The sequence below is a fragment of the Streptomyces sp. NPDC001292 genome (genome assembly GCF_042896465.1).
GTDB lineage: Bacteria > Actinomycetota > Actinomycetes > Streptomycetales > Streptomycetaceae > Streptomyces.
Window position 1 is genome coordinate 1 of sequence record NZ_JBIAXG010000081.1, and the last position, 21,097, is coordinate 21,097.

Here is a 21,097-nt window from a genome sequence, read left to right on the forward strand (position 1 = left end):
ACCGGCATCTGCACCACCTGCCGCCAGCCGCTGCCCACAACCCGGATCAGACACCACACAGCAAGATCCACAACGACCTAACGGAGCCCTACTAGGACGCTGAATTACGCGAAACGCAGGTCCTCGCTCGCTTCCCCCGGCCGGCCGGCATGCACCGCCTGGAAGCCGGTGTCGTCGACAATCAACACGCCGTCGTCATGGCCGAATTGGTCGGCCACGTATTGCTGCAGGTCGTCGCGGACACTGTCGGCGTGGTCGTCATGAAGAACGTCATCGCCGACCTTTGCCCGAAAGCTAGTCACGCACCCCCAACGCTTCGCTGAGCATCGAAGTTGTCCATCCGGGGAGGCCATGTTGGCGGTCCACCAGGCGTCCTGCGTCCGGGGCGCGCCCGGCCCTGGCTTGACCGGGCAGCGGTCCGGGTGGGACAAGCTAATGCCCGCGCAGCAGTATCTGCTGGAGACGATCGGGGTCGAGCCCGCGGCTGAGGGCGAGAGTGCCTCCGGCTTTCACGTGGGCGAGGACGAGCCGGTAGGGCGCGCTGCCAGCCGATCTCCCACACGGGGCACCATCCCGGGTCCAGGTCTGCCAGAGCCTCCAGACGACTTTCTGACAGCTCGCCGGACTACGGGACGGTCTTGATCCACACCCCGAGGGGGAAGTCTTCCCACACCATGGACGTGGCGGGCAACCGGTAGCGCACCCCGCGCGGATCCCTGGGATCGGGCACCTGGGCCAGGTGGTCGAGCAGGCCCTCCGGCAGGATTCAGCGCCGACCGGTGCGCTGGCGGGGCAGTGGGCGTCAGGCAGGGGGCGACGCTGGGCGCCGGGGAGATGAGCGATGATGGAGCGAGATCCGCGCTGGATAAGGCGATATCGGCGGAGTTGGCGCCGCGGCGCAAGCCCCGGGCGGTGCACGGCGCGGGCAAGATCCTGCTGGATGTGACACTCGCGGTGTTTGGGGCCCACTCAGGACACGGAAGTCCGTTCCCGCTCGAATTCGCTCAGTACCCCCGGGGTCGCCAGCTTTGCGATGTAGTGATGCGGAGCGTGATCCTCGATCGAGTAACAAACGAATGAGGGAGGGCGGCCGAATGGAACATGAAGAGTGTCAGCAGCCTTCTCGACACGGTCGGCCACGGCTTCGATCTTTGCACCGATCGGACGCCAGCGCGCGACCAGAGAGCCAGCCATGGGAATTCTGCGCGCCACGAACTCCCATGGAGTGAGCGCAAAATCAATCATACCCGCCTGTCGTGCCGACGCGTTGCGGCGCCAGTACCCGCTCGGGCTCTCCAGCCCGGGGGGATCATTCAGATAGCGGAATTCAGTCCCGAAGTGAGCGAACGGCCCTGTCGCGACAGGTGGAAGGTGGGGCACGATATCGTTGCGGTGAACGTGTCGAATGACGTTATCCCTGAGAAAAGGGTCTGCCTGGCACTCCCGGGCAAACTCAACATTGCCGATCATGGGCTGCCCATAGGTGTACACCGCCTTGAGGGCATCCCGCACCTGACGGTGCCTGGGGTCCTGATCCTTCCTCAACATCACGCCCGCCATGGCGGCCATGGCTCCGCCCAGGCTGTGTCCCGTGATGTACAGCGCCTCCGGTCCGGCGCTCGCCAGTTCCGCCATGACGTCATCCCACGTTGCTCGCGTGCTGCGGTAGAAGCCGCTGTGGACACGCCAGTTACGCCGGTCTGGAGCCTGCGGGAATGAATACGTCTCCGGTTCCGTATCGATGTCGGTCAGCCAGTCGGTGAGATCCGCTATCTCGGTGCCTCTGTAGCACAGAATGGCCACCTTTCCCTCGCAGGCGCGCACCACAAAAGCGGTGCTGTCGATGAACATGGCGTCCACTGACAGTTCGATCGGCTTGCAGGTGTTGTCCTGCAAGCCCACGCGCGCAAGTCTTTTCCTGAGGGTGACCTTGTCAGCACCTCCTTTTACCTCTGCGTACGCATAACCGGCGCATATCGCCAGCGCATAAGCGATCTCTTCGTTCCGTTCCCCCTGCGATTCGGAGAGGATACGGCCCAGTTCGGGATAGATGACCTCGTCATGGCTCCAGGCGTCGGACATAACTGCTCCTCTTGGTTCCTGAGCACATCTCCATTTCCGGTGCTCCATGTCCGAACGGGGCGATCAGTCGCGGAAGCGCGCCTCGACGGCCTCGACAAGACCGTCGATCAGGCCGTCGGGCGAGGGGCTGTAGTGCGGGACGGCCCAGCGCGTGATTTTGGCGTCGATGACGGTGGGCCGACCGGAGGTCAGTGCCGCGCGAAACGTGTCCTCGAACTCCTTCAGCGTCTCGACGCGATAGCCTTCGGCGCCGCACGCACGCGCGTACGCCGCGAAATCCGGATTCTGGAACTCGACCAGACCGGTCTCTCCGTATGCATAGAGCTGAAAAAGCTTGATCAGCTTGAACTCCTCGTCGTCGAAGATGACCCAGATGACGGGGATCTCGTTCTCGACGGCAGTCATCAGCTCAAACCCGGACAGCGAATAGCACCCGTCCCCGCAGCCGACAACAACGGTCCGTTCCGGGTGCGCGACCTTGAGGCCGATGGCCCCGTTGACGTGCCCGGCCATTGGTCCGAAGGAACCGGCCTTGCGGAAGTTCTGCCCCTCCTCCAGCTCCGCGTAATACCCGAGCCAGGCCACATGGGCACCTGCATCGGCGAGCAGGACACCTTGCGGCGGCAGCAAACGGCCGATCGCCTGCGCGAGCTGTCCGGGGTGGATCTTCCCTGGCAGATGGGTGATGTGCCGGGCCTCGTAGTCCTGGCCCTCGACGGCGACCTCCGGCACCTCGCCGACCTTCTTCTCCAGGGCGTCGACGAGGGCCTTTACTGCCGGACGTGCGTCGGACAGGAGTGTGTGGTCGGGCTTGTAGGCCTTGCGGAACTCGGTTTCTGAGATGTTCACGTGGATGAGCAGCTTGTCCTTGAACAGGTCTTCGCGGTAGTTGAATGTGGCGTGCTGATTGAGGGAGTTCCCGATGCACAGCACGACGTCGGCCTCACGGAAGGCCTTCCAGGCGCTTGAATGGCCGCTGTCCGCGAAGACGCCCACTGCGAGCGGGTGGCTCTCGGACACGATGCCCTTGCCGTCCAGCGTGGTGAGCAGCGGGATCTGGAACCGCTCGATCAACCGCTTGATCTCCGGCCCCGCTCCGCTGCGGACAGCGCCGAAGCCGACAAGTGCCACGATCCGCTTCCGCCTGGTGAGGGCGTTCGCGAGCACCGATGCGATCTCCTCCACCCGCGCCGGGTCGGGTAGAGCCGGCGCGACGTCGAGCCGGACGGGCCGGAAATTCGTGACCTCGACACCGCGCTCGGTCAGGTCCTCGGGTACGTGGATGTGCACGGGCCCGGGCCTGCCCTCGAATGCGATGTTGACCGCTTCCTCGAGGACATCGCAGGTGTCGGCGATGTCGGTGAGCAGGAAGGACTTCTTGGTGGTGGCCGCGAACATCGCCTGGGAGTCGGGTGTCCGGTTCAGGCCCGAGGTCTCGTTGAGCGAGCCCCATCCCTGCCATTTCCTCGACGAGTATCCCGACACGGCGAGGACCGGGTAGGAGTCGGACATCGCCACGGCCAGTCCGGAAAAAAGGTTGAACGCGCCGGGCCCCGCGGTTGCGAAGCAGAAACCCAGCCGGTTGGTGTACATGGCGTAGCCACAGGCCATGAAGGATGCTGCCTGCTCGTGTCGGGTGATGACCGGCCGGATCTGCCGGGAATGCTTCAGTGCCAGCATGAGGCCGGCGGCGTTCTCCCCGGCACCGCCGAAAGCGGCCTGCACCCCCATGCCTTCCAGCCCTTTGACGATGGCCTCGTAGACTCTCATCGGCTCTCCCTCATCGTGGCGCTCATTTCTTGCTGCTGTGACGGAACCGCTCCTCGAGCGTCTCCCAGATGCCGGGGATGACGCCCTCGGGCGAGGTGCTGTAGCGCGGAAGGGCCCATCGGGCGATCTTGGCGTCGATCACCGTCGGCCTGCCCGACGTGAGGGCGGTCCGGAACGCGGCCTCGAACTCCTCCAGCGTCTCCACGCGGTGGCCGTCGGCGCCGCATGCCTTCGCGTACGCGGCGAAGTCGGGGTTCTGGAAGTCCACCAGGCCTGATTTGCCGTACTCCGATATCTGGTAGAGCTTCACGAGTTTGTACTCGTCGTCGTTGAAGATCACCCAGATCACTGGCACGTCGTTCTCGACCGCGGTCATCAGCTCGAAGCCGGCCATCGAGTAGCAGCCGTCGCCGCACCCGACGACGACCGTGCGTTCAGGCTGGGCCAGCTTTACTCCGATCGCGCCGTTCACGTGCGCGGACATCGGCCCGAAGGTACCCGTCTTGCGGAAGTTCTGGCCTTTCTCGAGGTCCACGTAGTAGCCCAGCCACGCGAGGTGCGCGCCGGCGTCGGCGAGGACCACGCCGCCCTCCGGCAGCATCCGGCCGATCGCCTGCGCCAACTGCCCCGGATGGATCGCGCCGGGGAGGTGGGGGAGGTGTCGTTCCTCGTGGTCCCGGCGGCCGATGCCCTGAACGGGATCGACCCGACCGACTCTCTTTTCGAGGGCGTCGGTGATCGCCTCGATGGCCAGACGCGCGTCGGAGACGAGTGCGAGCTCGGGGGCGTAGTGTTTGCCGATCTCGCTGGCCGCGATGTTGACCTGGATGAGCACCTTGCCGTCGAACAGGTCGTCCCGCAGGCCGAAAGTCGCGTGCTGGTTGAGTGAGTTGCCGACGGCCAGGACCACGTCGGCCTCCCGGAACACCTTCGAGGCGCTCGCGTGGCCGCTTTCCGAGAACACCCCGGCCGCAAGCGGGTGGGTCTCCGGGATGATCCCCTTGCCGTCCAGGGTGGTGACGAGCGGGGTCTGGAACCGCTCGACGAAGCGTTGCACCGTCGCCTCGGCATGACTGCGGATCGCGCCGAAGCCGGCCAGGAGGACGATTCGGCGCCCCTGCCCGAGCGCACCGGCCAGCACCCCGGCAATGGCCTCGATCTGCTCCGGGTCGGGTCGCACCGGCGCCACGTCAAGCCTGACGTCGCGGTAGTTGTCCACGGTCATGCCCCGGTGTGTCAGGTTCTGCGGCACATGAATGTGCACCGGCCCTGGCCGCCCCTCGAACGCGATGTTCACGGCCTCCTCGAGCACGTCGCAGGTGTCGGCGATGTCGGTGAGCAGGAAGGACCTCTTGGTCGTCGCTGCGAACATCGTCTGCGAGTCGGGGGTACGGTTCAGCCCGGACGTGTCGTTCACCGCGCCACGTCCGCGCCAGTCGAGAGAGACGAAACCGGTGAGGGCCAGCACGGGGTAGGAGTCCGACAGTGCGACCGCGAGGCCGGTGAACAGGTTGAACGCACCGGGACCGACGGTCGCGAAGCAGACCCCCAGCCGGTTGGTGTACATGGCGTAGCCGCACGCCATGAACGACGCGGCCTGCTCGTGCCGGGTCATGATCGGCCGGATCTTCCGTGACCGCTCGAGCGCCAGCGCCAGACTGGCGATGTTCTCGCCGTTGCCGCCGAACGCGGTGTCGACTCCGGCGCTTTCGAGCCCCTTGACGATGGCTTCATAGACCCGCATGGCGCTCCCTTCGGTGTGTGCTTCCCGTGCCGGGTCGGAGGGCATGGCTCAGGCGTGCCATCCCGAGGTGTGCAGGCGGTGGGCATCCGTCAGGCCGTTCAGAAAGAACCGCTCGTAGTACTCGGATTCCAGATGGTGCGTCTGCAGCCAGATGCCGGGCACATGGATGGCGTCGGCGTGTGCGGGGAACCGCCCGTGGGTGGCGTGGATGTACACGCAGATGTCCCGCGCGCAGTCAATCACTTGTTGGTCGTACTCGCTGGCCTCGGCGAGGTAGCGCTCCGCGTAGCCGTCCTTGTAGATGCGGCGGAAGATCTTCTGGCCCTCGTAGATGCCGCCCTTGCCGAACTTGCTCTGCACCACCGCGTCGACAGCGGCCTCCATCGACGGGTAGTTGGGCGGGCAGGCACCCTGGATGAGGTGTTCGCCACCTGCCCGCAATCCCACCGGGTGGGCGCGCAGGTTCGTGTACTTCGGCAGTGGCACCTGCCAGCGCAGGATGTCGGCGGGGCGGAAGCGCGGGGTGACGAAGTCGAAGCCGAGCATGCGGCCGTAGGCACGGGAGAACTTCGGGTCGCCCAGCATGATCTGGGGGCTGATCGTCGCGTGGATCCAGGCGCCGAGTCCCATCGCGTCCGCGACCAGCATCATGTTCTGCAGCAGCAGGTCTGCTTCGATCTGGGTGCGCATCGGCCCCAGGGCGCCGAGCGGCAGCTTGAGGTCAGGGTTGAGGAACCCGTTCTTCATCCACTTCCTCACCCCGGCTGGGCGGTAGAAGTTGCGGTCGTCGACGAGGGTGGGCCGGGCTCCTTCCGGCTGGGTGAGCAGATACATCAGCGCGTTGATGTACTGGTGGGAGAGGTCGACGACCGGTAGGAAGAGCGTGGTGCCCTCGAGGTTGGACAAAAAGCGGTTGGAATCGAGGTAGGCCGGGAAGTCGCGCATCCCCTCCGCGACGTCCAGACGGCGGTCCAGCACCTTCACCTTCGATTGGCGTGCCCGTTCGATCAGCGTGTCGGGGTCGAAGGTCACCTGCGGGGAGGGCGGCAGCTTCCTGAGGTAGTACGTGCCGCTGTCGTTGATCATGAAGAAGTGGGTGCCCTGCGCGTTGTCGGGGCTGCCCGCCGTCCTCCCCACCATGTTCAGGTTCGGCTTGGCCATGATGGGCTTGTGGTCGCGCGGGTCTTCGAAGGGCCGGTCCGGCATGGTGAGCCCCGAGCAGCCGGTGAGGGCGATGAGTACCGCCTCCTCCAGTTCTCCCAGCGGCATCGGCTGGTGGGGAGAGCGGTAGGTCATCGACCTGGCTGGGACAGACGCGCCTCGGCTGACACGGTGGGTGCGCCGTTTGAAGACCGTCTCCCACAGCGGCCGGGCGAGGAGATCTTCGAGACCGGCGTGCCTGGTCTCATGTACGGACATCTCCTGCTCCCATCAGTCGCGGTCGGCGTCGCCGTGGTTGCCGACGGGCTGGACAGCCCGCCAGGGCGCGAACGCGCTGCCCGTGCGTGGCAGAAAGCTCGCCAGCTCGGGGCAGTGCCGCTGGATGACGCTTGTCATGCCGTTGCGTTCGACCCAGTCCATGCCCAGCGGGGTGTAGACCTCGGGCCTGAAGTCGACCGTGAGGAAGCGGTCACTCTGCAGCCGCCGGCTGGCCATCAGGATGAAGATGCGGAAAGCGGTGTCGCTGAAGCCGAAGCCCTTGGGGGGATTCTCGGCGAAGAGCCCCACCATGGTGTCGATCTCGTCGACCGATCGGTACACGTCCTTCAGCCGTGCAACCGTCTCCGGATCGGAGGAGAGTTCTTCGAACCGCCGGATCCGCGGCTTGTGAAGGCCCGCCCGGAAGTCGTTGTAGCGTGGGACGCCGCGGCGGCGGGTGCGCGCCAGGTCGACCACGGACAGGTCGATCACCTCTCCGTCGCGCTCGAACGCCTGGAGCGCGCGCGGGTAGTTGTGCAGTGTGATCGCCCCTGGGTTGGCGATGCCCAGGGAGTAGAGCGTGTCCGTCAGACCGGTCTTGCGGATGAGCGGCTCTGCGGCGGTTCCCTGCACGTCCTTGAACGCCAGGGTGTCGAGCCGGTGGCCGAACCGGTGGTCGACGATCTCGAAGTCGTCCGGGATGAGCGGGTGCATCCGGTAGACGGTGGTGAACTCCTCCGTGAGGCAGTACGGCGCACCTTGGTGGTCAGGCATGGTCTTGGGAATGCCGCCGAGGTCGTGCGCCTCGAGCAGCCACATGCCCAACTGGTCGAGCCAGGTCTTGGGCGGTCCCTGCCAGTTGGTCTTCAAGGCGATGTCGATGGTCTTGGTGGCGAGGATCGCAGGAGTCCACTCGACGGTGTGGATCTTGGCGATCAGAGCTGCCACAACGAGGCGCGCCGTGTGGTAAATGCGGTCCTCGCTCATCTGCGGATACTCGTCCCGCAGCGCCTGACAGACGGCGTTGTGCTCACGCGCGAACAGGGTCGTCATGGCGCTGAGACCGAACCACCAGTTGTCGCGGAAGCCGGTGAGTGGGGCGCCGTTCCCGTTCGGCAGGTACCCGTCCTCGAGCCGCAACTCGGCCCTGCCGTCGGGCTCACGCAGGGACTTCGCGACGGATTCGGTGGCGCCGTAGACCTCCGAGCCGTCCCACCAGTGAGAGGCGGTGTTGGGGAACTGGATCGGCGGCTGCCCGAGCTGGTGCACCGCCTCGTTCTCGGCGAAGCGCATCACCTTCTCCGGGCCACCGCCCGGGGTGTTCTGCCAGGTCATGCCAGGCGGCAGCGGTACCTCGACCGACTTCTCGCCGACGGGGTGACGCTTGTGGTCGACCCAGTCGTGTACCTGGAACTGGATCCACGCGGCGGCAATGATGTTCAGCGACGTCGCGGGGATGAACCTGTCGCGGTGAAGCAGTTGCCTGCTGACGGTGACCAGGTTCGGCTTGTCGAACAGGTCTGGTCGGTAGACCGGCGGCATGTTGCGGCCGAACACGGAGCCGACAGCGCCCATACGTGGGGCCGACAGGTCGTTCCAGGAGCCGTCGTAGGTGCGCCGGGCCCGCAGTTCCTCGCTGATGGGCCCCGGTGCCGACTGGGCGGCAGGCGGAGCCTCGTGAGTGTCGGTGTCGATGAGGTTGTACCGGCGCAGCGTCTGCCGGAAGGCCATGAGGTTGAGCAGGCCGAGCCGGGTGGGCAGCCGGTGCCACGGGACGAAGCGGTCGACGGCGCGGAAGACGGCCCGCAGTGGGACTCCGAGCACTGCGTTGCGCCGTGGCTCGACGGTGACGAAGCGGTAGCCCAGACGGTGGGCGCTGCTCGCCTCGTAGGCGACCTTGCGGGCACGGTTGAGGTTTCCAAGGGGGCGGAAGGCGTCGGTGGTGTTCCAGGGGTTGAATGCGAGCTGGTCGATCCGCGACGCGGCGGCACGTGCTTCGGCGGTGGCGATGTCCTGGCGCGGGATCGTCAGCGTTGCCACTGGCAGGACGGGTGCATCCTCTTCCTTCCACTCGGCCGCGCCGTCCTCGATGGGCGTGCGCTTGGCGTCCACGTAGCGCTGCACACACAACTCGAAGACGAGGTTGGTCTGACTGAGCCGGTCCGCGAGCTCACGCCGCAGGTAGTCGGGGTCGGTGCCGGAGGGATCCGGGGCTGGAGGGGCGTCGGCGGCGGGGCGCAGTTGATAGCGCACCGGTCCGGCGTGGCCCCACAGGATCGCGCCGCGGCTCCAGTACGTCTCCAGTGCCAGGCTGCGCACCGTGCGCCTGGCCCCCGCGACCACGTTGCGCCGCATGCGCGTGGCCGTGGACCAGCCGACTGCCAGGGGCAGCTTGACGAAGAACGCGAACGCCTTGCGGAGCCGTGAATCCGCACCTGCCATGGCCTTGGCGAAAGCGACGAACTCGCGCGCGTTGCGGGCATGGGAGACCGGGAAGCTCGTCATCAGCAGATCGTGGGTCTCATGGTGCCCCACCTGCACACGCAGCGCCGCACCCCGCAGATCCGGCGCGAAGTCGGGTTGACGGACCCCGCTCGCGTTGGACAGCCGGACCGTGACCGGGTACTCCGCTCCCGGCCTGGCGAAACCCGTTCGCAAGGCGTCCGGAAGATCGTCGTGGAACCTCAGCCGGGCGTTCTCGACGCTAACGACCGCCTTGGCGTGGAATGTTCGTTGAACGGCGGCCGAGCCGCTGCGCTCCTTCACCTTGAGCTGCACCCGCAGGAGGTCGCGTGAGAGCTGCTCGAAAATCAGCCGCTCAGCCTCAGGGCTCCCGCCGACATATTCCTCGTACTGCTCTATCTCGTGCATGCGTTCCTCTTCGCGAAGGGGGCCACCGCCACACGGAGACATGCGGGCCGTCCGGGACGAGGCGTCCGTACACGGAATCCTTGCCGAGAGTCGTAGGTGATCTACCCCTACCTTTACATTTCGTAATCTTTGCGAACATATGCGGTATTGTCGCGGAGAGTCGAGCACACGGGTGAATCGTGGGCAGGATCGAGAGACCCTGCCTGGTCGCCCTCGTCCTCACTTGCCTGAGGAAAACAGGGCCACCAAGAGGTGGCTGTTGAACCACGGCCATGTCGCCGCCGGCGACCCGGCGCTGGGCCCGGAGGGCCTGGGCCGAGGGCGGGGAGATCGCTGTGCGGGGGCTGCGGGCTCATCGAGCTTGGCCCGGTCCCTTCGCGTGCCGCTGCGACGATCTGGCCTGACGGGGTGACAGCCCCCGCCACGACGGCGTCGGACGCCGGTGCCGCCATCAAGTCATGTCCACAACAAACATGGGCCATGTAGCGTCTCCAGGGGATCCAGTTCGCGTACATCACGCACCTGCAACAAACACCCGCGAACTCCTCCGCGGCTTTGTTGTAGGTGCGTGAGACGAAATCGGTCGTGATCTCAGGTGACGTTGCCTCAGATACACTTCTGCGGCGTTGTCGGCGAGTGAGCCGGTCGCCTTCACCGCGCGTTCTCATTGCTCAACAGGCTCCCCGCTCCGCGGCCGGACAGGCGCGGAGGCGCGGCGTTGGCCTGCTGTGGCATCAGATCCGCTACGAGCAGTTGTCGTTCTGTTGTATTTGACAGCATCCGCAGAATGGATGGCAGCTCAGCCTGGCGCCGCCTAAAAACAGGGGCCGAGTATGGATTCACTCATGCTGGCCGCTCCCTGGCGTGGCAGCCGGAGGCGGCACTGGCAGGTGCGGCGTGCGGGGCGTTCGCCAGCGTCTCGCCGCCGACCCTGGCCCCGATCGAGAGTTCTTCGGCGTTCCGATCGCCTGGGCTGCCAGCCTGTGGCCGGCGACGCACAACGCCCAGCCTCGGCTCTGCCAGCCGTTGCGGACCACGTACGGAATCTTGAGACCACGAACGGCCCATGGAAGGCTCATGCCGCATGATCGATGAATTCGCGAAGGACAACCTGCACGGGAGACTGCGGCGGGACCGCAAGGTGCTGCTCTGGAAACTCGACGGCTTGTCCGAATACGACGCCCGCCGACCTTTGACAGCGACCGGGACCAACCTCCTCGGCCTGGTCAAACACGTGGCCACCGTCGAGGCCAGGTACTTCGGCGAGGTCTTCGACCGCCCTTCCCCGGAACCGCTGCCCCGGTGGCAGGACTCCGACGGCAGCGATCAGTGGGCGATCGAGGACGAGACCCGCGATCAGATCATCGGGTTCTACCGGCGCACGTGGGAACACTCGGACGCGACGATCAACGAGATTCCCCTCGACGCCCCCGGCCACGTGCCGTGGTGGCCGGAGCCTTATCCCAACACGAACCTGTTCGCCGTCATGGTCCATGTCCTCGGCGAGTCCATCCGGCATGCCGGGCACGCCGATATCCTGCGCGAGGGCCTCGACGGCCGGACCGGGGTGCGCGCCGAATACGAGCAGCAGATCGACGAGGAAGCCCGTGGAGCCTACTGCGCGAAGATCGAGCAGGCCGCCAGGTCGGCCGCATCAATCAAGGCTTAGTTAGACATACCGGGCAGCCTGACATCAGCTCCCCTACCGGCGCTTGCGATTTCCGAGCACCCCGGCCACCTGATATGCCCGCGTCACCCGATGTGGGCGTTCAGTCCACGCCTTCGTCGTCCTCGTCCAGCTCGGGCGCGTCCGGGTCGCGCAGCGGGCGCAGGGCGCCGGCGGCCGGGGTCGAGGCGGCGAAGCTGTAGCGGCCGAGCAGGTTCGCTGTGGCGGGACACCGATCTCGCGTAGGTGGGCCTGGAGACTGCCCGGGTTCATCGGCTGCCCCGGTTGGCGGCCGATGAAGAGCCATCGGGAGCTTCTGGAGCTGGCGTAGGGCAGGTCCTGGCGGGAGCGGACGTAGGCCCGCATCAGTTCGGCGACGGGTTCCGGGAGCGGAGACGGCGAGTCTCCCAGGCGGACGGTGATGGTGGTCGCGTCGTCGGTGACGTCGTCGATGGTGAGGCGAACGATGCGGCTGACGGGCTGGGCATGGAGGAGAACGAACGCGGCAACGATCCGGCTCCGCAGCGGCAGAGCGTCGTCGTTGAGGGTCCGTCGGAGCATGGCGAGTGTGCAACATCCCGCGAGTTTGCCGTGCCCCTCGGTTCCTCGGCACGGGGCCTGACCAGGCACTGGCACCTCGTCGCCCGAGGCGCTGCTGGAGGTGTTCTCGTGGACCGGCGCCGACCAGGCGTTCACCTCGGTCACCGGCGGCGAGGCGAGGCTGAAGGACCTGCACCTCACGATCGCCGCGCTGCTGGTCGCGCACGGCTGCAACGTCGGCTACACCCCGGTCATCGGCGTCGGCGACGCGCTCAAGTACGGGCGGCTGTCCCACGTCGACCAGACCTATGCGCCTGGCGACGTCGCCGCGGCCAACGCCGCCCTGATCGAGGCCCAGGCCCAGGTGCCCATCGTGCAGTTCTGGGGCAAGGTTCTGCTGGCCTCCGTGGACGGCCTGCGCTTCGTCGTCCCCGTCAAGAGCATCAACACCGGTCCCTCGCCCAGGTACTACGGCTACAAACGGGGCGTGACCTGGCTCAACGCCGTCAACGACCAGGTTCGCCGGGATCGGCGCGGTGGTCGTGCGCGGCACCCCACGCGACAGCCTCTACACGCTGGACACCCTGCTGAACCTCGACGGTGGGGTGAAGCCGGAGATGGTCGCGACCGATAACGCCTCCTACTCCGACATGGCCTTCGGCCTGTACAAGATGCTCGGCTTCCGCTTCGCCCCGCGCTTCCGCGATCTGGACGACCAACGGTTCTGGCGGGCCGACCTGCCCGACGGCGAGGCGCCGGGCGCCGGGTACGGGCCGCTGGAGGCCGTCGCCTGCAACAAGGTGAACCTCAAGCGGATCGCCGCGCACTGGCCGGACATGCTCCGGGTGGCCGGATCGCTCATCACGAACCAGGTCCGCGCCTACGATCTGCTGCGAATGTTCGGCCACGAGGGCCACCCGACCCCGCTGGGGGCCGCGTTCGCCGAGTACGGGCGGATCGACAAGACCATGCACCTGCTCGCCCTGGTCGATCCGGTCGACGACACCTACCGGCGGCTGATGAACCGGCAGCTGACCGTGCAGGAGTCCCGCCACCGCCTGGCCCGCCACATCTGCCACGGCAAGAAGGGCGCCATTCACCAGGCATACCGGGACGGGATGGAGGACCAACTAGGGTCACTTAGCCTGGTTTTGAAAGCAGTTGTCCTGTGGACGACACGCTACATCGACGCCGCCGTCGCCCAGCTCCGCGCCGAGGGCCACGACATCAAGGACGAGGACGTGGCCCGCCTCTCCCCGCTCAAGGACCGGCACATCAACTTTCTGGGCCGCTACCTGTTCAACATCAAGGCCAGCGGCCCCGGTCAGGGCCTGCGTCCCTTCCGGGACCCGGACGCCGCCGAGGACGATGAGGACGAGGACTGATCGGCGGCCCCGGCAGGCAAGGCCGGTCAGGCGGGTTCGGCGTTGAGGACGCGCCCGGCGGGGCGGCGGGTGTGGATCCACGCGGGCAGGGCGGTCAGCGCTCCGACTGCCAGCAGGATGACGAGTGCGGCGGTGAGCAGCCACGATCCCGGGGGCGTGACCTGCGTGCCGAAGAACCAGTACAGGACGAGTCCGGCCGGAATACCCGCCGCCACTCCGGGTACAGCGGGCAGGAGTTGCGCGACGCAGAGCGCCGTGACGACCTGGCCGGGTGTGGCGCCGAGGGTACGGGTGATGGTCAGGGCACGCCGGGCCTGCACGGCGGTGCTCCAGCCGAGGAGCACGGTGTTGAGCGTGGACAGTGCCACCAACGCGAGGGTGACGGCGAGCAGCACCTGGCCGGTCTGGTCGGTCCGCACTTCGATGGGGCCGAACCGCTTGAAGGCGGGGGCCGCACCGAGTTCGGTGTGGAAGGTGAGCAGCGCAGTGACCATGAGGGTGGTGGCGGCCGTGCCGGCGGAGGCCAGGGCGGCGCGGCCGGGCCGACGGGCGAGCAGCCGGATGCCGAGCAGCAGCGACGTGGGCAGATGCGCTGTCACGGCGTTCAGGCGCGGGTGGTGCGTGAGCACGTGTGCCGGGTCCGCCAGGGCGTTGACGGTACCGGTGCGGGCGCCGCGCAGGGCGGGCCCGAGCGCACCGGTCACGGCGACCACGAGGGCGAGGACGACCGCGGCGGCGATGGTGCGGGTGTCCGGGGGGCTGACGGTGTCGAGCAGCCCGGCGCTGGGGTCGACCAGGTGGGGTGCGGCCAGGGTCCCGGCGGTCAGTCCGAGCGCGGTGGCCAGGAGGGTCAGCAGCAGGTATTGCGCCAGCAGGACGGCGGTGACGGTGCCGGGGCCGGCGCCGACGGCCTTGAGTAGGGTGGCACGCCGGTTGTCGCGGGTGGCGCGTACGGTGGCGAGCGCGGTGAGGGTGACGATCGCGGCGACGGCGAGCAGCCAGCCGCCGATGATCAGAGTGGGCCGGGTGTCCTTGATCATGTTCGTGTCCGTGTTGAGGACGTCCTGCCAGTAGTGGAAGTTGACCCAGCTGTCGGCGGTGATGGCGTCGACGGCCGGGGAGCGGCCGAACCCGTCGGTCGCGGCAGGGTCGGACAGCTTCAGGTAGATCAGGTGGACAACGGGCGCGTCGCCTGCCGCCGCGCGAGCGTCGGCCGTGGTGAGCCACACCATGCCGCCATAGTCGGACGCCCCGGGCCCCTGCGCCGCGTTGCTCCACGGATACACCTCGATGGCCGCGCTGATCGCGGTCCCGACGACTGCAATGCTGCGCCCGCTGAGGGTGATGCTGTCGCCGACGTGCACACCGAGTGCCTGCGCCAAGCCGCGCTCGACCACTGCGCCGCCGGGACGCACCCAGGTCCCGGAGGTCACCAGCGGCCGGTCCACGGCGGACGGCGAACTGTCGCGCCCCACGACTGCGGAGTGCGCGGTCTGGCCGTGTGCCCGGATGGTGGTGTCGAACGCAAAGAACGGGCCACCGAGCGCAGTGACACCGGGCGCGTGTGCGAGGCGCTCGGCGAGGCCGGATGGGTCCGGGCTCGTCGTCGAGGCCATGATGTCGGGGCCGGCGGTGGCCGCGCGGGTCTTCGCGTACCCGGTGGACACCGCGTTGGTGGTCGCGGCGCCGAGTGTCAGGCTGGCGCTGGCGAGGGTGACGGCGAGCAGGAACATGACGGCCTCGCCGGGACGGCGGCGCATGTCGTGCAGGATCAGGCGCCAGATCAGCAGCAGGTGTCCCATGGTCAGTCCTCCCAGCTCAGCAGTGAGCCGAGCCCTGTGCCGCTGCCGTGGCCGTGCCCTGTGCCGCCGTGGTTGCCGTCCAGGTGGGTGTCGTCGGCCACCGCCCCGTCACGCAGGGAGACGACGCGGTCGGCCGTGGCGGCGACCCGCTCGTCATGGGTGACCATGACGAGGGTCTGGCCGGCGGCGCGCAGCTCGCCGAACAGGCGGAGGATGTCGTGGGTTGCGGCGCTGTCGAGGTTTCCCGTGGGCTCGTCCGCGAGGACGACCAGCGGCTCGTTGACCAGCGCGCGGGCGATGGCGACCCGCTGCCGCTGCCCGCCGGAGAGCTCGGAGGGCAGATGTCGGGCCCGGTCGGCGAGCCCGACGTGATCGAGGAGTTCGGCGGCACGGTGGCGGGCGGTGCGCGGTGAGGCGCCGGCCAGCAGCGCGGGCAGCTCGACGTTCTCCGCCGCGGTCAGCTCGTCCATCAGGTGGTAGGCCTGGAAGACGAACCCGACGGTGCGGCGCCGCAGCCGGGCCAGCGCCCGCTCACCGAGGTCGTCGACGCGCCGCCCACCAAGCCACACCTCGCCCTCGGTGGGCCGGTCAAGACCGCCGAGAAGCTGGAGCAGTGTGGACTTACCACAGCCGCTGGGCCCGGTCACGGCGAGCGCCTGCCCGGCGGGAACATCGAGGTCGATCCCATCGACGGCCCACACCACGCTCTCGTCCTGCCCGTACACCCGCGTCAGCCCGACCGCACGCAGCAACGGCCCGGCCGCCTCACCGGGTTGGCGGCCGACCCATCCCGCGCCCGGGCCGTCGTCCGTACCCCTCCGCTGGGACCGGCCCCTGACGCGCTGACCGTCTCTCGTCATCCGATTCCTTTGCCTTTCCCACGCGGTGTGCGGGCGGACCAGGTCCGCTCGCACGCCTCCAACCAGCGCAGATCGGCCTGCAACCGGAGCGCGATGCCCTCCAGAAGCAGCCCGGCCTCCGAGCCCGTGTCGTGAGCAAGGGCGGCGTGCTGGGCTTCGGCGAGGCTGCGCATCAGCTCTCGCCGCCGGGCGTCCACGAGCGCGAGCGGATCAGCCACGCCCGACTCGGCGGCGGCCACGAGCTTCAGGTGGAACTCCGTCACGTCCGCCCTGGGTCCGGCGCTCTCGTCCATCCATGTGGCCACCCGCTCCTGCCCGGCCGCGGTCAGCGCGTACACCTTGCGTCGCGGGCCACGCACCGGCGCGTCCTCACGCTCCTGGACGACCAGACCCGCCTTTTCGAGCCGGGTGAGCGTCACATAGATCTGCCCCGCGTTCAGCGTCTCCCCCAACGGCCCGAGCGCCGCTACCAAACGCCTGCGCAGGTCGTACCCGTGTGATGGCTCCTTGGTCAGCAGCGCCAGCACCACGTCCTGCACGGACCACCCTCCTCTACGACGCCTCAATAGATAGCGGTTAACTAAAAGCGGCGTCAAACCGACCCCCATAGACCGCGCTCCCGCCTTCAAGAAACCTTCGTTTTCTGAAGATCCCTCCCGAAGGGTCGCCCGACTCCCTCGGAGTGGAACAGGTTCACCGCCCTAGAAATCGGACATACGCGGACGTATTCGAGGTGGCGAGACGCGTTTTCTGAGGAGCGTGACAGGCGGTGTCACGCTCACGCTCCGTCAGCGTGACATGGCCTGTGTCCGGTCTCGGGGCGGCAGACACTACCCCCAGCGCCGCAGCTCCCGCGTCAGCTCCTGGTGCCACGCCCTACGGCGCGGCGCGCGGTGGCCGTCGGGCGGGGTGCCAAGGGCGACCACAGGATCGGTGATCTGGTAGGTGACCTGGTAGGCCAGGACATCGGTCGCGGCGTCCATCCAGTCGTTGGCGTTCCCGGAGGGGGCCATGGGACCGAGCGCGGTGACGAACCAGACCGGCAGCAGCTCCGCCCCGCTGAGCGTCTCGGAGAGCCGGCTGCGCAGCCGAAGCCGCAGCTTCGTGTCCGCCCGCTGGCCCGCCCCGATCACCTTGGCCTTCTTCGCGCGCAGGGCGTCGTCCGCCTCCAGCCTCTGCCGGGCCTGCTCTGCGCTGGTCGTCAGCGAACCGATCCGGCCGTGAGCCTCCCGGGCCTTGGGCGCGGACGCCTTGAAGTCGAGTTCGGCCGCCTTCCGCTCCGGGGCTTGGGCCTGCGTGGTGGCCAGCACCGCGACGGCGCGAAGGACCGCGGCACGATGCCGGCCCCGCTCCTCCAGAGCGTGCTTGAGGTGGTCACCGGCCAGCTTCAACCGGGAGCGCTCGTAGTCGGGCAGCAGGCCGACACGCGCATCGAGGCCCTTGTTCACGGTGACCGCCAAGGCGTGCAGCTCGCCGGCGCGGTCCTCATCGAGGTCGACGACGACGGCGCCCTCGGCTTGGCGCAGGTACCGCTCCAGAGCCGCCACCCGGGTCGCGAGCCGGTCCACGCTCCCGTCGACCTCCGAGATACGGTCACCGAGGTCGCTTTCGACTCGCTCGGTCTCTTCCTTCGCCTCCCGCAGGTCGTACTCGAGACTGTCGACCCGGCGGGGGATGTCCTCCAGCTGGCCGACGGCGTCTTCCACCTCCGACAGCTGGGAGTCGTGGGAGCGCACCTCGGACAGTGCGTGCTGGAGGCTGGTTTCGAGGTTGTGGACCTTGCGGTCCAGGTTCGTGTACGACCCTTCCAAGCTCAGCTGATCCCTTCCCTTCCCGCGTGTGTGCGGCGTCGGCGTCGGTCGCCAGGACGAAGCTGCCGATCCAGCCGGCGGCCGCGGCGATCCAGAACCAGCCGGACAGCACGTCGAAGACGAGCAGGGGCACCAGCACGGTGACCGCCCCCAGGACGCCCGCCGCGATGCACAGCTCCCGGTGTCCCTGTACAGGGGCGTCCATCCCGGTGGCCAGGAAACCGAACAGCAGCTGGAAGACGGCGAGAGCGACCCAGCCCCAGCCGATCCAGCCGGTCAGCGGCGTCAGCGCGAGCAGCACGGCCCCGAGCATGTGGACCCGCGCTGACCAGGTGAGGGCGGTCTTGCTGATCTGCCGGTGCGGCTCTTCCCGTTTTGCGGGGGCCTGGGCTTCATACTCCAGCAGCGCTGATCCGGCGTTGACCAGCTGCGCGAAGAGCGCCTCGTAGCGCGGATGGTCTTCGCGCAGGTCCTGTAACTCCTGGAGCACCGAGCTGATGTCCGCCTGGAGGCCGGCGACCTTCCCGGCTATCTCGTGATCGATCTCGCCCACTCGTACCCCCTGTGACGACGCGTCGACGGAACACTTCCCGGCAACGGCCCGCACCAGCCGCAAACCGATCGACCGTACCGGCCTGCGTCCGCAGTGAGCTGGGCAATGATCAGAAGTGGCCGAATCCGCGCTGCTCCACCACCCGCACCCGGCTCCCCGCGCCAGGGTCCCGTGGTGCCCAGACCGCGACGACGACCTCGTGCTCCTGGTGCTCGCTCATGCCGGGCCCCCCAGGGCGCCGGGTGTCTCGGTGGCGCGGTTGAGAAACGCGGCGAGCCAGGCCGCGAACACCAGCTGGTCGCCGGCGGTGTCCGGGGCGAGGCGCGCGAGTTCGGTGAGCAGCGCGGCGTGAGCGATACTCCCGTCAAGCACGCCTCCCTGGCCTGTCTGGGAGCGGCCCGGAGACTCGTCCGGGGCCTAACCGACGGGGACTCGCAGCACGGGCCACAGGCATGCACCTTCCGTTGCTCATGTTGCTTGAGTCACGGCCACCGTGGCCTTGAGGTCAGCCCAGAACTCGGGCCGGACGGTGACCCGGTAACCCAACCGGTAGACGGTGGTCTTAACGGCGCCACGTACCCGTAGGTGAACTTCAGTCGGGCCGGAGTGAGCTTGGAGGATTTCCTTCAGCTGCTGGATAGACTGTGCTGTCACCTGGGACTCGGTCATGTCCAGGCGGACCGGGCCATGGCCGCCGGCGTTGGACAGGTCGGGGACCTGGAGCTCCATCGCGACCAGCCGCGGCACGTCCTCGCGCTTGTCGAGACGGCCTTTGACGAACACGACCGCGTCCTCGACGAGTTGGGTCGAGACGAGCTGGTACGTCGCCGGGAAGAACATGCACTCGATGGAGCCGGCGAGGTCCTCGACGGTGGCGATGGCCCAGGTGTTGCCCTGCTTGGTCATCTTGCGCTGGAGGCCGGAGATGATGCCGCCGATGGTCACCACGGCCCCGTCGGCGTGCTCGCCGCCGGTGAGCTGGGCGATGCCCGCGTCCGCCTTGTCGGACAGCACGTGTTCCAGGCCGAAGAGAGGGTGGTCGGAGACGTACAGACCGAGCATCTCCCGCTCCTGGGCGAGCAGATAGGTCTTGTCCCACTCGTCGTCCGTGAACTGCACGTCGAATCCGAAGCCGGGCTCGCTGCTGGTCTCCTCACCCATGCCGCCGAAGAGGTCGAACTGCCCCTCGGCCTCCTTGCGCTTGACCGCCACGACGTTGTCGATCATCGGCTCGTACTGCGCCATGAGCCCCTTGCGAGTGTGCCCCATGGCGTCGAAGGCGCCGGCCTTGATCAGCGATTCCGTGGTACGCTTGTTGCAGACCACCGCCTCGACCTTGTCGAGGTAGTCGGGGAAGCTCGTGTACTTTCCCTTCGCCTTGCGGCACTTGATGATCGACTCGACCACGTTGGTGCCGACGTTGCGGACGGCGGAGAGGCCGAAGAGGATCACGTCGTCGCCCTGGGCGGCGAAGTTCGCTTCGGACTCGTTGACGTTCGGAGGGAGCACCCGGATGCCCATGCGGCGGCACTCGTTGAGGTAGACGGCCGACTTGTCCTTGTCGTCCTTGACGGAGGTCAGCAGCGCGGCCATGTACTCGGCGGGGTGGTTGGCCTTGAGGTAGGCGGTCCAGTACGACACCAGCGCGTAGGCGGCCGCATGTGCCTTGTTGAAGGCGTAGCCGGCGAAGGGGACCAGCACGTCCCACACGGCCTGAATCGCCTCGTCTGAATAGCCGTGCTTTCGGCAACCATCTTGGAATGGTGCGAATTCCTGCTCCAGAACCTCTTTCTTCTTCTTCCCCATGGCCCGGCGCAGCAGGTCGGCCTGTCCCAGGCTGTATCCGGCGAGGATTTGGGCGGCTTTCTGCACCTGCTCCTGGTAGACGATCAGGCCGTAGGTGACGTCCAGGACTTCCCTGAGTGGCTCTTCCAACTCCGGGTGGATCGGCGCGATGTCTTGCAGGCCGTTCTTACGCAGGGCGTAGTTGGTGTGGGTGCCCATGGCCATCGGACCCGGACGGTACAGGGCGCCGATCGCCGTGAGGTCCTCGAACTCGTCGGGTTTCGCCAGGCGTAGCAGGGCGCGCATGGCGTTGCCGTCGAACTGGAAGACGCCGAGGGTGTCGCTGCGCTGGAGCAGTTCGAAGGTCGTGGGGTCGTCGAGCGGGAGCGAGAGCAGGTCGACGTCGAGGCCCTTGTTGGCCTTCACCATCTTGACGGCATCGTCCATGATCGTGAGGTTGCGCAGGCCCAGGAAGTCCATCTTCAGCAGGCCGAGCGACTCGCAACTCGGGTAGTCCCACTGCGTGATGGTCACGCCGTCGGTGTGCCTGACCCAGACCGGGACGTGCTCGGTGATGGTCTCGCTGGACATGATCACGCCGGCCGCGTGCACGCCCATCTGCCGGACCAGCCCCTCCACGCCGCGTGCGGTGTCGATGACCTTCTTCACGTCCGGTTCGTTCTCGTACATTCCGCGGACCTCGCCGGCCTCGCTGTAGCGCGGGTGCTCGGGGTCGGTGATGCCGGACAGCGGGATGCCCTTGCCGAGGACGTCGGCGGGCATGGCCTTGGTGATGCGGTCGCCCATCG

At 67.6% G+C, this 21,097-nt stretch carries 14 protein-coding genes and 2 pseudogenes; 2 read left to right on the top strand and 14 right to left on the bottom strand.

The features are described from left to right. Positions 1-104 precede the first annotated feature (104 nt). The 6 genes from ACFY4A_RS40845 to ACFY4A_RS40870 form a co-directional block, all read right to left on the bottom strand. Complete coding sequence (locus tag ACFY4A_RS40845) at positions 105-302, bottom strand: hypothetical protein (RefSeq protein ID WP_390834384.1); 198 nt, start codon at positions 300-302, stop codon at positions 105-107. Between the two features lie 667 nt (positions 303-969). Then, the gene (locus tag ACFY4A_RS40850; protein ID WP_390834385.1) at positions 970-2,082 is read right to left on the bottom strand and encodes a lipase family protein; all 1,113 of its coding nucleotides are present in this window, start codon (positions 2,080-2,082) and stop codon (positions 970-972) included. A gap of 63 nt (positions 2,083-2,145) precedes the next feature. After that, the gene (locus ACFY4A_RS40855; RefSeq protein ID WP_390834386.1) at positions 2,146-3,852 is read right to left on the bottom strand and encodes a thiamine pyrophosphate-binding protein; all 1,707 of its coding nucleotides are present in this window, start codon (positions 3,850-3,852) and stop codon (positions 2,146-2,148) included. Between the two features lie 22 nt (positions 3,853-3,874). Further along, positions 3,875-5,596 (bottom strand): thiamine pyrophosphate-binding protein, encoded by a 1,722-nt coding sequence (locus ACFY4A_RS40860; RefSeq protein ID WP_390834387.1) that lies wholly within the window; start codon positions 5,594-5,596, stop codon positions 3,875-3,877. A 48-nt stretch (positions 5,597-5,644) separates the two neighbouring features. Next, the gene (locus ACFY4A_RS40865; protein WP_390834388.1) at positions 5,645-7,015 is read right to left on the bottom strand and encodes a hypothetical protein; all 1,371 of its coding nucleotides are present in this window, start codon (positions 7,013-7,015) and stop codon (positions 5,645-5,647) included. Positions 7,016-7,027: 12 nt separating this feature from the next. Next, entirely contained in the window at positions 7,028-9,886 is a 2,859-nt protein-coding gene (locus ACFY4A_RS40870; RefSeq protein WP_390834389.1) for a peroxidase family protein, read from the bottom strand. 1,084 nt (positions 9,887-10,970) lie between these two features. On the opposite strand from ACFY4A_RS40870, the gene ACFY4A_RS40875 reads away from it, so the two are divergent. Next, the gene (locus ACFY4A_RS40875; RefSeq protein ID WP_390834390.1) at positions 10,971-11,555 is read left to right on the top strand and encodes a DinB family protein; all 585 of its coding nucleotides are present in this window, start codon (positions 10,971-10,973) and stop codon (positions 11,553-11,555) included. Positions 11,556-11,655: 100 nt separating this feature from the next. Here the strand turns inward: ACFY4A_RS40875 and ACFY4A_RS40880 are convergent, their stop codons facing one another. Next, positions 11,656-11,859 carry a hypothetical protein gene (locus ACFY4A_RS40880; RefSeq protein ID WP_390834397.1) on the bottom strand — a complete coding sequence of 68 codons (204 nt, stop codon included), beginning with the start codon at positions 11,857-11,859 and terminating at the stop codon, positions 11,656-11,658. Continuing rightward, positions 11,844-12,113: pseudogene (locus ACFY4A_RS40885) on the bottom strand (hypothetical protein); the annotation flags it as partial. The pseudogene ACFY4A_RS40885 and the gene ACFY4A_RS40880, both read right to left, overlap by 16 nt. Positions 12,114-12,195: 82 nt before the next feature. Between ACFY4A_RS40885 and ACFY4A_RS40890 the strand changes: the two are divergent. Further along, positions 12,196-13,477 (top strand): annotated as a pseudogene (locus tag ACFY4A_RS40890) (transposase); the annotation flags it as partial. A gap of 26 nt (positions 13,478-13,503) precedes the next feature. Here the strand turns inward: ACFY4A_RS40890 and ACFY4A_RS40895 are convergent. The 6 genes from ACFY4A_RS40895 to dnaE form a co-directional block, all read right to left on the bottom strand. After that, positions 13,504-15,279, bottom strand: a complete 1,776-nt coding sequence (locus tag ACFY4A_RS40895) for an FtsX-like permease family protein (RefSeq protein ID WP_390834391.1) — start codon at positions 15,277-15,279, stop codon at positions 13,504-13,506. 2 nt (positions 15,280-15,281) lie between these two features. Next, entirely contained in the window at positions 15,282-16,139 is an 858-nt protein-coding gene (locus tag ACFY4A_RS40900; RefSeq protein WP_390834392.1) for an ABC transporter ATP-binding protein, read from the bottom strand. Beyond that, entirely contained in the window at positions 16,136-16,678 is a 543-nt protein-coding gene (locus ACFY4A_RS40905) for a PadR family transcriptional regulator (protein WP_390834393.1), read from the bottom strand. Before ACFY4A_RS40905 ends, ACFY4A_RS40900 begins: the two co-directional genes overlap by 4 nt. Before the next feature lie 291 nt (positions 16,679-16,969). After that, a complete protein-coding gene (locus ACFY4A_RS40910; protein WP_390834394.1) occupies positions 16,970-17,950 on the bottom strand; it encodes a CopG family transcriptional regulator in 981 nt (326 codons plus the stop codon). Positions 17,951-18,719: 769 nt separating this feature from the next. Continuing rightward, the gene (locus tag ACFY4A_RS40915) at positions 18,720-18,875 is read right to left on the bottom strand and encodes a hypothetical protein (protein ID WP_390834395.1); all 156 of its coding nucleotides are present in this window, start codon (positions 18,873-18,875) and stop codon (positions 18,720-18,722) included. A 96-nt stretch (positions 18,876-18,971) separates the two neighbouring features. Further along, positions 18,972-21,097 (bottom strand): DNA polymerase III subunit alpha (gene dnaE / locus ACFY4A_RS40920; RefSeq protein ID WP_390834396.1); only part of this gene is annotated, 2,126 nt, incomplete at its 5' end.

Excerpts from the sequence above, each read along its gene's own strand:
- ACFY4A_RS40850 (WP_390834385.1), bottom strand. The coding sequence starts at position 2,082 with ATGTCCGACGCCTGGAGCCATGACGAGGTCATCTATCCCGAACTGGGC.
- ACFY4A_RS40855 (WP_390834386.1), bottom strand. The coding sequence starts at position 3,852 with ATGAGAGTCTACGAGGCCATCGTCAAAGGGCTGGAAGGCATGGGGGTG.
- ACFY4A_RS40860 (WP_390834387.1), bottom strand. The coding sequence starts at position 5,596 with ATGCGGGTCTATGAAGCCATCGTCAAGGGGCTCGAAAGCGCCGGAGTC.
- ACFY4A_RS40865 (WP_390834388.1), bottom strand. The coding sequence starts at position 7,015 with ATGTCCGTACATGAGACCAGGCACGCCGGTCTCGAAGATCTCCTCGCC.
- ACFY4A_RS40870 (WP_390834389.1), bottom strand. The coding sequence starts at position 9,886 with ATGCACGAGATAGAGCAGTACGAGGAATATGTCGGCGGGAGCCCTGAG.
- ACFY4A_RS40875 (WP_390834390.1), top strand. The coding sequence starts at position 10,971 with ATGATCGATGAATTCGCGAAGGACAACCTGCACGGGAGACTGCGGCGG.
- ACFY4A_RS40880 (WP_390834397.1), bottom strand. The coding sequence starts at position 11,859 with ATGGCTCTTCATCGGCCGCCAACCGGGGCAGCCGATGAACCCGGGCAG.
- ACFY4A_RS40895 (WP_390834391.1), bottom strand. The coding sequence starts at position 15,279 with ATGGGACACCTGCTGCTGATCTGGCGCCTGATCCTGCACGACATGCGC.
- ACFY4A_RS40900 (WP_390834392.1), bottom strand. The coding sequence starts at position 16,139 with ATGACGAGAGACGGTCAGCGCGTCAGGGGCCGGTCCCAGCGGAGGGGT.